This window comes from Saccharopolyspora sp. 7B (assembly GCF_020177435.1).
GTDB lineage: Bacteria > Actinomycetota > Actinomycetes > Mycobacteriales > Pseudonocardiaceae > Saccharopolyspora_C > Saccharopolyspora_C gregorii.
Genome location: NZ_JAIUKC010000061.1, coordinates 18,549 through 29,505 on the forward strand (window position 1 = coordinate 18,549; position 10,957 = coordinate 29,505).

The following is a 10,957-nucleotide window of genomic DNA, read 5'->3' on the forward strand; positions in this document are numbered from 1 at the left end:
CGCTCGAACCGGACTGGACCGAAAAAGCCGTCGTGATCAGGCGCAACGCCTGCCTTTGAGCCCTGGAGCCCGGTTCCCGCGGGCGCCGCCGCTGGTCAGGGGGTTGATCGAAGGTGACCTGCGGTTGACCGCCGGAAGGTGGCCGGTTCCACGCTCCGGGACGCCGCCATGTGATTTTCATCCGTGTTACTCAGGCGTAGCCGTGGGCCCGATCCGTCTGTACAGTGCCCGGAACTGACCGACGATGCAACGGCGCATCCTTTTGTCAGTGCCCGAAAGGTTTTCGCGGATCGCTTGCGAGTGCTCACAATTCCCTCGCCGCGATCCGGGCCTGGCGACGGGAGGATCGATGCCGGATTCCCAGTATTTGAGAAATGAGGCGCAACGTCGCGCCGCCGAGCGGGGTCTGTACGACCCGGCTCACGACCACGACGCCTGCGGAGTGGCGTTCGTGGCCGACATGCACGGGCGGCGCAGCCATGCACTGGTGCAGAACGCCCTCACGGCATTGCGCAACCTGGAGCACCGGGGTGCCAAGGGCGCCGACCCGGAGACGGGGGACGGCGTCGGCGTGCTGACGCAGGTCCCCGACGAGTTCTTCCGCGCCGTGGTCCCGTTCGACCTGCCCGAAGCGGGCGGGTACGCGGCCGGGACCGCCTTCCTGCCCGCCGACGCCGACGAGGCGCGGGAGGCGGCCGAGATCGTCGAGCGGATCGTCGCCGAGGAGGGCCTCACCCTGCTCGGCTGGCGCGAGGTGCCGATCGAGCCGGACAACGCCGGGCGGGCCGCCCGCGAGGTGATGCCGAGCTTCCGCCAGCTGTTCATCGGGCACGGCAGCGACGGAGCCGAGTCCGAATCGGCCCTCCAGTTCGAACGCCGCGCCTTCTGCGTGCGCAAGCGCGCCGAGCACGAGGCCGCGGTGTACTTCCCGAGCCTGTCGGCGCGGACCTTCGTCTACAAGGGAATGCTCAGCGAGACCCAGCTGGGCTCGTTCTACCCGGACCTGGCCGACGAGCGGTTCACCAGCGCCATCGGCCTGGTGCACTCGCGGTTCTCCACGAACACGTTCCCGTCGTGGCCGCTGGCGCACCCGTACCGCTTCATCGCGCACAACGGCGAGATCAACACGATGAAGGGGAACCGGAACTGGATGCGGACCCGCGAGAGCATGCTCGCGACCGACCTCATCCCCGGTGACCTGCAGCGGCTGTACCCGATCGCGACGCCGGACGGCAGCGACTCGGCGACCTTCGACGAGGTGCTGGAGCTGCTGCACCTGGGCGGGCGCTCGCTGCCGCACTCGGTGCTGATGATGATCCCGGAGGCGTGGGAGAACCACGCCGAGATGGACCCGCAGCGCCGCGCGTTCTACGAGTTCCACAACTACCTGATGGAACCCTGGGACGGCCCCGCGCTGGTGGCGTTCACCGACGGCACCCAGATCGGCGCGGTCCTGGACCGCAACGGGCTGCGCCCCGGCCGCTACTGGGTGACCGACGACGGCCTCGTCGTGCTGGCCAGCGAGGTCGGCGTGCTCGAACTGGACCCGGCGCGCGTGGTGCGCAAGGGCCGGTTGCAGCCGGGCCGCATGTTCCTGGTCGACACCGGTGCCGGGCGCATCGTCGACGACGAGGAGATCAAGGGCGAGCTGGCCGCCGCGCACCCGTACCAGCAGTGGCTGGACGAGGGCGTGGTGCACCTGGGCGATCTGCCCGACCGCGACCGCGAGGTGCCCTCGCACGCGTCGCTGGTGCACGGCCAGCAGGTGTTCGGCTACACGCAGGAAGAGCTGAACGTGCTGCTCAAGCCGATGGCCGCCGGTGGGGCGGAGCCGATCGGCTCGATGGGCAACGACGTGCCGTTCGCGGCGTTCTCGAAGCGCCCGCGGCAGCTGTTCGACTACTTCACGCAGCTGTTCGCGCAGGTCACCAACCCGCCGCTGGACGCCATCCGCGAGGAGCTGGTGACCTCGCTGGCCACCCACATCGGCCCCGAGCACAACCTGCTCGACCACGATCCGGACGCCTGCAAGCAGCTGGTGCTGCCGTTCCCGGTGCTGGACAACGACCAGCTCGCCAAGATCGTGCACATCGACGACGACGGCGACCGCCCCGGCCTCAAGCCCGCGATCATCTCCAGCACCTACCGGGTGCGCGGCGGTGGCGAGGCGCTGCGGGAGCGGCTCGACGAGATCTGCGCCGAGGTGTCCGCCGCGGTCGCCGAGGGCGCGCACGTGCTGGTGCTCTCCGACCGGGCCGCCGACGCCGAGCACGCGCCGATCCCGTCGCTGCTGGTGACCGGCGCGGTGCACCACCACCTGGTGCGGGAGAAGACCCGCACCCACGTCGGCCTGGTGATCGAGGCCGGTGACGTGCGCGAGGTGCACCACGTCGCGCTGCTCATCGGCTACGGCGCCGCGGCCGTCAACCCGTACCTGGCGATGGCCAGCGTCGAGGACCTGGTGCACAACGGCGTGCTCCAGGGACTCGACCCGGCGAAGGCCACCGGCAACCTGATCAAGGCGCTCGGCAAGGGCGTGCGCAAGACGATGTCGAAGATGGGCGTGTCCACGGTGGCCTCGTACACCGGTGCGCAGATCTTCGAGGCGATCGGGCTGGGCGCCGAGGTCATCGACCGATGTTTCGCCGGCACCACCTCGCGGCTCGGCGGGGTCGGTTTCGACCTGCTGGCCAAGGAGGTCGCCGAGCGGCACCGCCGCGCCTACCCGGACGACGGCGTGCAGGCCCCGCACCGCACCTTGCAGGTGGGCGGCGAGTACCAGTGGCGGCGCGAGGGCGACCCGCACCTGTTCAACCCGCGCACCGTGTTCAAGCTGCAGCACTCCACGCGGTCCGGCCGCTACGAGGTCTTCAAGGAGTACACGAAGGCCGTCGACGACCAGTCGCGCGACCTGATGACCCTGCGCGGCCTGTTCAAGTTCCGCGAAGGTGCCCGGCGGCCGGTGCCGATCGAGGAGGTCGAGCCGATCGAGTCGATCGTGAAGAGGTTCGCCACCGGCGCCATCTCCTACGGCTCGATCTCGCAGGAGATGCACGAGACCCTCGCGATCGCGATGAACCGCCTCGGCGGCAAGTCGAACACCGGCGAGGGCGGTGAGGACGCCGACCGGTTCACCCCGGACGCCAACGGCGATTCGCGCCGCTCGGCGATCAAGCAGGTCGCCTCCGGCCGGTTCGGCGTCACCAGCGAGTACCTGGTCAACGCCGACGACATCCAGATCAAGATGGCGCAGGGCGCGAAGCCCGGCGAGGGCGGGCAGCTGCCCGGCCACAAGGTGTACCCGTGGGTGGGCAAGACCCGGCACTCCACGCCGGGCGTGGGGCTGATCTCCCCGCCGCCGCACCACGACATCTACTCCATCGAGGACCTCGCACAGCTGATCCACGACCTGAAGAACGCCAACCCGAAGGCGCGGATCCACGTCAAGCTGGTCAGCGAGGTCGGCGTCGGCACGGTCGCGGCGGGCGTGAGCAAGGCGCACGCCGACGTGGTGCTGATCTCCGGGCACGACGGCGGCACCGGCGCCTCCCCGCTGTCCTCGATCAAGCACGCGGGCGGCCCGTGGGAGCTGGGCCTGGCCGAGACGCAGCAGACGCTGCTGGCCAACGACCTGCGCGACCGGATCGTGGTGCAGACCGACGGGCAGCTCAAGACCGGTCGCGACGTGGTGATCGCGGCGCTGCTGGGCGCGGAGGAGTTCGGCTTCGCCACCGCCCCGCTGGTCGTGTCCGGCTGCATCATGATGCGGGTGTGCCACCTGGACACCTGCCCGGTGGGCGTGGCCACGCAGAACCCGCAGCTGCGGGCGAAGTTCGACGGCAAGGCCGAGTACGTGGTGAACTTCTTCGAGTTCATCGCCCAGGAAGTGCGGGAGTACCTGGCGGAACTCGGCTTCCGGTCCATCGAGGAGGCCGTCGGGCACGCCGAGCTGATCGACACCGACGACGCGGTGCGGCACTGGAAGACCGAGGAGCTGGACCTCTCGGCGATCACCCACGTCCCGGAGCTGGCGCCGGGCGCGGCGCTGCACAACACCACCACCCAGGACCACGGCCTGGACAAGGCCCTGGACCACACGCTGATCCAGCTCAGCGAGGGCGCGTTGAAGGACGCGACGCCGGTGCGGCTGGAGCTGCCGGTGCGCAACGTCAACCGCACGGTGGGCACCATGCTCGGCCACGAGCTGACCCGCCGGTGGGGCGGCGAGGGGTTGCCGGACGACACGATCGACGTGACGTTCACCGGTTCGGCCGGGCAGAGCTTCGGGGCGTTCGTGCCGCGGGGCATCACGCTGCGGCTGCTCGGCGACGGCAACGACTACGTCGGCAAGGGCCTGTCGGGCGGGCGGATCGTGGTGCGGCCGCCGGAGGGCGCCGCTTACACCGCCGAGGACAACGTCATCGCGGGCAACGTGCTGCTGTACGGCGCGACGTCCGGTGAGCTGTTCGTGCGCGGCGTGGTGGGCGAGCGGTTCTGCGTGCGGAACTCGGGCGCGGTCGCCGTCGTCGAGGGCATCGGCGACCACGGCTGCGAGTACATGACCGGTGGCCGCGCGGTGATCCTCGGCGGCACCGGCCGCAACTTCGCGGCCGGCATGTCCGGTGGCATCGCCTACGTGCTGGACCTGCGGGAGGAGCGGATCAACCCGGAGATGGTGGACCTCGACGAGCTGGACGAGGCCGACCGGGAGTTCCTGCACGACCGGGTCCGCAGGCACCACGAGCAGACGGCCTCGCAGGTGGCCGCGGAACTGCTGGCGGACTGGGACCGCGCGGTGGCGCGCTTCGCGAAGGTCATGCCGCGCGACTTCAAGCGCGTGCTGGCCGCGCAGACCGCCGCCGAGCGCGACGGCCGCGACGTTGACCAGGCGATCATGGAGGCGGCTCATGGCTGACCCGAAGGGCTTCATCACCACGGCGCGCCAGACGCCCGAGCGCCGCCCCGTGGACATCCGGATCAAGGACTGGCGCGAGGTCTACCTGGACTTCGAGCCGGGCCGGGTCAAGGAGCAGGCGGGCCGCTGCATGGACTGCGGGATCCCGTTCTGCCACAACGGTTGTCCGCTGGGCAACCTGATCCCGGAGTGGAACGACCTCACCTGGCGCGACGACTGGAGCGAGGCGATCGAGCGGCTGCACGCCACGAACAACTTCCCGGAGTTCACCGGGACGTTGTGCCCCGCCCCGTGCGAGGCGGCGTGCGTGGTCGGCATCAACTCCGATCCGGTGACGATCAAGCAGGTCGAGATCGAGATCATCGACCGGGCCTGGGCGGAGGGCCGGGTGCCGCCGCAGCCGCCCGCGTCGAAGACCGGCAAGCGGGTCGCGGTGATCGGGTCGGGTCCGTCGGGCTTGGCCGCCGCCCAGCAGCTGACCCGCGCGGGCCACGACGTGGTGGTCTACGAGCGGGCGGACCGCATCGGCGGGCTGCTGCGCTACGGGATCCCCGAGTTCAAGATGGAGAAGCGGCGCCTGGACCGCAGGCTCGGCCAGATGCGGGCCGAGGGCACCGAGTTCCGCACCGGCGTGCACGTCGGCGTGGACGTGTCGGTGGAGCAGCTGAAGGCCGACTACGACGCGGTGGTCCTCGCCGGCGGCGCCACCGCGGCCCGGGACCTGCCGATCACCGGCCGCGAGGCGGTCGGGGTGCACCAGGCGATGGAGTACCTGCCGCTGGCCAACAAGGTGCAGGAGGGCGACCTGCCGTCCTCGCCGATCGACGCCGCGGGCAAGGACGTCGTGGTGATCGGCGGCGGTGACACCGGTGCGGACTGCGTCGGCACCGCGCACCGGCAGGGCGCGAAGTCGGTCACCCAGCTGGAGATCATGCCGACGCCGCCGTCGACGCGGCCGGACAACCAGCCGTGGCCGACGTACCCGATGACGTTCAAGGTGACCTCGGCGCACGAGGAGGGCGGGGAGCGGTTGTTCTCCGTCAACACCCAGGAGTTCCTCGCCGACGAGAACGGGAACCTGCGCGCGCTGCGGCTCGCGGAGGTGCGCCGCGAGGACGGCCGCTTCGTGCCGGTCGAGGGCACCGAGCGGGAGCTGCCGTGCCAGCTGGCCTTCCTGGCGATGGGCTTCGTCGGCCCGGAGAAGGAGGGCCTGCTCACCGATCTAGGCGTGGAGCTCGACGAGCGCGGCAACGTCGCCCGCGACTCGGACTTCATGACCACTGTGGACGGTGTGTTCACGGCGGGCGACATGGGCCGCGGCCAGTCGCTGATCGTGTGGGCGATCTCCGAGGGCCGGTCCGCGGCCGCCGGGGTGGACCGCTACCTGACGGGCCGGGACGTGCTACCCGCCCCGATCGCCCCGACGGACCGCCCGCTGGTCTGACCGAGCACGTCGCGAAGCGCCCTGGGGTGAATTCCTCGGGGCGCTTCGCTCTTTGCGTAGCACGGGGGTAGCGGAACCTCAGCGGTTCCCTCGCTGCGGGATCTTTTTCCCGAGTGGCTCCGCCACGAGGGAAAAAGCTGTCCTCGCGAGGGAACCGCTGAGAACCCGCGGGTGGTCGAGCTGCGTGCGTGGTCGCTGCTCAGCGGCTTCGCCGCTGACAGGAGAGAGCCATGGCCCGCTGGGCGGGTTCGGCGAGGTGGTCAGGCGCGGCGGCCCAGGAGGGCGAGGAGTTGCACGGCGGGATCTGCGCTGTCGGTGGGGATCGGCGGGTCGATGATGCCGAGGGCCGCCATCCGGTCGGCGTTGGGGCGTGCGTAGGCGAGGCCGAGGTCGACGGCGGCCGGGTCGAGGTCTTCGGGTTGCCCGGTGGCGCGCGCCAGGTCCCAGCCGTGCACGGTGAGGTCGATGAGCATCTGCTCGGCGTAGGTGGTCATCGGCGCTTCGCCGAAGGAGAACCGGGCGGTCCCGGTCAGGTCGGCGGACGCCCACGCCGCGCGGGATCCGCGGGCGGCGTCGTCCCACGCGCGCACCGGGTCGTCGCCGAGCAGGTCGCCGTCGTAGCGGTCGCCGACCTGCTCCAGGGTCTCCCCGGCGAGCAGGTGCGGTGCCCAGCGGTGTTCGGCGACGAGGTGGCCGACGAGGTCGCGGACGGTCCACGCGCTGCACGGCGTCGGGTCGTCCCACCGCTCGACGGCGTGCACCAGGGCACCGAAGCGGTCGAGGCCGGCGGGGATGAGCTGCTGCGCTGGAGTCGGCATGGCGGCACGCTACGCCACGGTCGAGGCCGCCACCGCGCGCTCGGTGCCCGGCTTCGGCGCGGCGTGCCGGCGGCAGCGGTGTGGATCACACCCGAACGCCGCATATCGGGAACGTCGCAGTTCAGAGCCTTGATTTGGCGGCATTTCGCTCGCTGTGAAGGTAATTGGTTGCGGAAAACACCTTTTTTCGGCGCCGCGTTCGGAGGACCATGGGCTAGGTCGATCGGGCGCGGCGGGTATGGGCCGGTCCGGGCAAGTCTCATCCGAGGGGAACATGAGCAAGCACTTCGCGTTCGTCAGCATGACCGCGCACGGACACGTCAACCCGACGCTGCCGCTGGTGGAGGAGCTCGTCCGCCGCGGCCACCGCGTCACCTACGCCATCGGTCCCGAATTCCACGACGCCGTCCAGGCCGCCGGTGCCACGCTGTTCGACACCGGCACCGTGATGCCCGAGATGCCCACCAACTTCGCCAAGTTCACGCCCGAGGCCATGGCCCCGATGCTGGAGTTCCGCATCGAGGACATCCAGCGGTCGTTCCCGAAGCTCGTCGAGCACTTCCGCCAGGACCTGCCGGACGCGGTGTGCTTCGACCAGGCCGAGGCCACCGGTCCGATGCTCGCCGAGAAGCTGGGCGTGCCCGAGGTGTCGCTCATCCCGCACTTCGCGGGCAACGAGCACTTCTTGATGCGCGACGTGATGGTGAAGAAGGACGACGAGAACCCCTTCGACCCGAACCACCCGATCGTGCAGGACTTCGCGAAGCGGATGAAGGAGCTCACCACCGAGTTCGGCGTCACCTTCGACCCGTCCTCGTTCGGGCAGGCGAAGCCGTCGCCGCTGAACCTGGTGTTCCTGCCGAAGAAGTTCCAGCTGCGCTCCGAGACCTTCGACGACCGCTTCGAGTTCATCGGCCCGTCCGTCGGGCAGCGCGGCATCGTCGACTGGAAGCCGAAGCACGGCGACAAGCCGCTGCTGTTCATCTCGCTGGGCACCGTGTTCAACCAGCGCCCCGAGTTCTTCCGGCTGTGCATCGAGGCGTTCCGCGACTCCGGCTGGCAGGTCGCCATGTCCATCGGCAAGGTCGTGCAGGAAGCCAACCTGGGCGAGATCCCGGAGAACTTCGAGGTGCGCACGAGCTTCCCGCAGCCCGCGGTGCTCCAGCACGCCACCGCGTTCCTCACCCACACCGGCATGAACTCGACGATGGAGACGCTGTATTACGGCGTGCCGCCGATCGCGTTCCCGCAGATGCCGGAGCAGGAGGCCAACGCCGACCGCGCCCAGGAGCTCGGGCTCGGCAAGCGGCTGCAGGCCGACGACGTCACGCCGGAGCTGCTGCGCGCCACCGTGGACGAGGTCGCCGCGGACGAGCAGATCCGCGCCAACCTCGCCGAGATGCGCGAAGCCGTCCTCACCAGCGGCGGAGCCCCCGCGGGCGCCGACGCCCTGGAGCGCTTCCTCTCCTGACACCACCTGGCTGAACGGCCCATCCGCCCGCGCTGCTCGGGCGGATGGGCCGTTCGCACGTGCGGATCAGGCAGCGGGGTAGCGGTCGGATTTGATCGCGGTCAGGAACGCCGTGAACGTCCGCCGGTCGAAGAACAGCGGGCTCTCGGCCGGGTTCTTGCTGTCGCGGATGGCGCGGGTGCCGGGGACGTTGAGGGCGACCTCGACGCAGGTGCCGCTCCCGCCGCCGCTGTAGCTGCTCTTGCGGAACTCAAAGATCATGTTCGTACCTCTTTGCGTAGCGGGTGAGGAGGTCGTTCGATTCCGAGGCGTCGAGAGCCAAGCGGTCGAGGTTCACGAGAACCCGTTGGTACAGCTCGATGGCCTGGTCTTCGATGAACACCCCGCTCCCGGCGTTCTCCTGGTAGACGACGTGGTGGCTCCCGAGGTCGAACAACGTGAACGGGCCTTCGCAGCCCCAATATGCTCCCGACGAGAACGGGAGCACCCGTACCTCCAACCCCGGCTTCTGGACCGTCTCCATCAACTTTCGCAGCTGATCGGCCATTGTTCGAGGATCGGCACCCACTCGGCGGCGCAGCGCCGCTTCGTCGATGAACGCGCGGTAGTCCGACAACGCCGGGCGGTTCAGCGCGGATCGGCGCGCAATCCTGGTGCGGACCGCTCGATCTCGTGATGCCGTTCCCAGCGGCGACGTCCCGATCAGGTCGCGAGCGTAGTCGGAAGTCTGGAGCAGCCCGGGAACCACCGAGATCTGGAAATCGGAGCTCGAACGGGCCTCGCTCTCGTACGCCGCTATCGCGCTGAGCTGTTGTTCCATTGCCGAACCGATCTCAACCCATGTTCCGGCACCTTCACCCGCCAGCCGCAGCAGGCGTTGTTTGGCAGGGCCGGTGACGGCGAGAGCGGTGAGGATCGAGGCGACTTCGCCGACGTCGGCGCGGCGTGCGCCCGTCTCGATGCGGGACAGGGTGGATCGGGATATGTCCGTCGCCGCCGCCAACGTCTCCAAGGTCCATTCGAGTGAATCTCGGGCTCGGCGCATCTCAGCTCCGATCGCCCTTGCCTGGGAACCGGCGAACTTCGGCACTGCTGACCTCCCTCGGCGACCCGGTCGCGCGTGCAACCCCTGAACGTGTCGTGGTGATCTGCGATTTCCCGGCCGGTTCCGGCGTTGCTACGTTCCCGGCGTCCGAGGAGCGGTGATCGTATCCGCGACGCGTCCCTCCCGATCGGGCGGTATGTCCACAGTGGAGCGGATGCGCGCGTCCGGCAGAGGAGAAACGTGGAATCGACGAGCACGACCACCCCGACCGTCGAGGAGTTCCGGGCGGAGCTGGGGGAGTTGGTGGCCGTACACCGGCCGCGGTTGTTCGCGGTGTGCGAGGAGATCGGGGTCCGGGAGGACGGGTTCGTGCGGTGCTGGGGCCTCGACTTCGGCGACGCGGCAGAGGTGTTCGCGGCCGAGGACGGGCGCGGGCGCGCGCGGTTCCGGTCCGTCGACGCCGCCGTCGCCCACCTGGCCCGGCACGACCAGGTGCACCTGATCTGGGCGGACGAACCGCCCGCCCCGGCCGGTTCGGCGAAGTGAACGGACCGTTCGGCCAATGGAACGGGACGAACGGTCCGTTCACCCGAAACGAACATGACCTCCGAGCGCGGGTGAACGGACCGTTCGACCAACTAGATGGGACGAACGGTCCGTTCACTCCAGCAGCAGGTGAGATCGTCTCGGTGTTCGGGTGGGTGAACGGACCGCTTGTCCGATAGAGCTGGACGAACGGTCCGTTCACTCCGCTGCCGGGGAAGGGGCGAGGCGGACCAGCGCCGGGCGCAGCAGGTGTCCGTGCACCCGGTAGCCGGGCCGCAGCACCTCGGCGACCACCGCCTCCGCCTCGGGAGCGCGGCGCATCGGGACGACGGTGGGCGGTTCCTCCGGCGCCACCGCCTCGTGCACGGCCGGGTCGAACGGTTCGCCCAGCGGGTCGAACCGGTGCAGGCCCTCGGCGGCGAGGGTGTGCTGCAGCTGCTCGTGCACCGGCCCCAACGCCTCCGGGTGGTGCCGGGCGCCGATCTCCACCGCGTCCACCACCGGCAGCAGCTGGGTGAGCACGCCCTCGGCGGCCCGGTCCAGGTGCGTGGTCTGCTCCCGCAGCATCCGCTTGCGGTAGTTGTCGAACTCGGCCGTCACCCGGCGCAGCATCTCCAGGTGCGCGTCCCGCTCACCGCGCAGCCGGGTGATCTGCTCCGCCGGGTCCGGTTCGGGCGGGGGTTGTTCGCGCTCGTCTGCGGCGGGGGAGGGCGCGACG

At 70.1% G+C, this 10,957-nt stretch carries 8 protein-coding genes; 4 read left to right on the top strand and 4 right to left on the bottom strand.

The window, feature by feature from the left end; translation table 11 throughout:
• Positions 1–349: 349 nt before the first annotated feature.
• Together gltB and LCD33_RS11775 are read left to right on the top strand one after the other, a co-directional pair.
• Positions 350–4,915, top strand: coding sequence for a glutamate synthase large subunit (gltB, locus tag LCD33_RS11770; RefSeq protein ID WP_224977837.1), 4,566 nt, complete (start codon positions 350–352; stop codon positions 4,913–4,915).
• Positions 4,908–6,359 carry a glutamate synthase subunit beta gene (locus tag LCD33_RS11775; RefSeq protein WP_224958884.1) on the top strand — a complete coding sequence of 484 codons (1,452 nt, stop codon included), beginning with the start codon at positions 4,908–4,910 and terminating at the stop codon, positions 6,357–6,359. Before gltB ends, LCD33_RS11775 begins: the two co-directional genes overlap by 8 nt.
• A gap of 260 nt (positions 6,360–6,619) precedes the next feature.
• On the opposite strand, the gene LCD33_RS11780 is transcribed toward LCD33_RS11775, so the two are convergent.
• Positions 6,620–7,177, bottom strand: coding sequence for a TIGR03086 family metal-binding protein (locus LCD33_RS11780; RefSeq protein WP_224977838.1), 558 nt, complete (start codon positions 7,175–7,177; stop codon positions 6,620–6,622).
• 274 nt (positions 7,178–7,451) lie between these two features.
• Between LCD33_RS11780 and LCD33_RS11785 the strand changes: the two genes are divergently transcribed.
• Positions 7,452–8,648 (top strand): macrolide family glycosyltransferase, encoded by a 1,197-nt coding sequence (locus LCD33_RS11785; RefSeq protein ID WP_224977839.1) that lies wholly within the window; start codon positions 7,452–7,454, stop codon positions 8,646–8,648.
• A 66-nt stretch (positions 8,649–8,714) separates the two neighbouring features.
• Here LCD33_RS11785 and LCD33_RS11790 read toward each other — a convergent pair whose 3' ends face one another.
• Positions 8,715–8,909, bottom strand: a complete 195-nt coding sequence (locus LCD33_RS11790) for a DUF397 domain-containing protein (protein WP_224958891.1) — start codon at positions 8,907–8,909, stop codon at positions 8,715–8,717.
• A complete protein-coding gene (locus tag LCD33_RS11795; RefSeq protein WP_224977840.1) occupies positions 8,899–9,738 on the bottom strand; it encodes a helix-turn-helix transcriptional regulator in 840 nt (279 codons plus the stop codon). Before LCD33_RS11795 ends, LCD33_RS11790 begins: the two co-directional genes overlap by 11 nt.
• A 195-nt stretch (positions 9,739–9,933) precedes the next feature.
• On the opposite strand from LCD33_RS11795, the gene LCD33_RS11800 reads away from it, so the two are divergent.
• Complete coding sequence (locus LCD33_RS11800) at positions 9,934–10,239, top strand: hypothetical protein (protein ID WP_224977841.1); 306 nt, start codon at positions 9,934–9,936, stop codon at positions 10,237–10,239.
• A gap of 198 nt (positions 10,240–10,437) precedes the next feature.
• Here the strand turns inward: LCD33_RS11800 and LCD33_RS11805 are convergent.
• Positions 10,438–10,957, bottom strand: a 520-nt coding sequence (locus tag LCD33_RS11805) for a nucleotide exchange factor GrpE (protein WP_224977842.1), incomplete at its 5' end; no start/stop codon positions are given.